Source organism: Oleiphilus sp. HI0043 (assembly GCF_001634935.1).
Genome location: NZ_LWEY01000344.1, coordinates 1 through 667 on the forward strand (window position 1 = coordinate 1; position 667 = coordinate 667).

Genomic DNA, 667 nt, shown 5'->3' on the forward strand with positions numbered 1-667 from the left:
GAGTATTTTGAAGAACAATCCCAAAGCAAACGAGCCAGTATTGAAGCACAAATAAGACAACGTTCTGTACCGCAAGTGAGTACAGTGTCGGCTAAACAACAGAAAAATCTAACACTGCTATGCTTATCTGAAAGAGCAGATAACTCGCTACTCTGGCAGTATCAAGCGGCTAATCACCGAGGTATGGTCATCGAACTAGACCAAACTCATGAGTTTTTTACCGCCCCTCAATACCGAGATGCCCCTCAAATGTTTCAGCCAGTGAAGTATAGTGCAGAGCGTCCGTTAAAGCTGAAAGACTCACATCCTTTCATTTCACTATTTCACCGTAGTGAACACTTTTCTCATGAGCAAGAGTGGCGCTTATTACGGCCGGCATCAGTGAGTGACAAGCTCATAAACGTCGATGAACTCAGTATTCACCTTCATAAAATCCCCAATACGGTGATCAAGTCCGTCACCTGCGGGGCAAATATGACAGCGGAACTAAAAAAAGCGCTCGTTAACCTCTTGAGCACTGACTTACGCTACCGACATGCTGAGCTTATGGAGTGCCGGCTGGACCCCGGCCAATATATACTCCATCGCACAGCCATTGATTGAGATAAAGTCAACTTGAACTAAGCGACCTTAACTTGCTCAGCTGCTTCCTGGTTAGCCATATACT

The 667-nt window shown here is 45.4% G+C and carries 1 protein-coding gene; it reads left to right on the forward strand.

What is annotated here, in order from left to right; translation table 11 throughout:
- A partial coding sequence (locus tag A3729_RS32235) for a DUF2971 domain-containing protein (RefSeq protein WP_197475563.1) occupies positions 1–603 on the forward strand: 603 nt, incomplete at its 5' end.
- Positions 604–667: the final 64 nt, after the last annotated feature.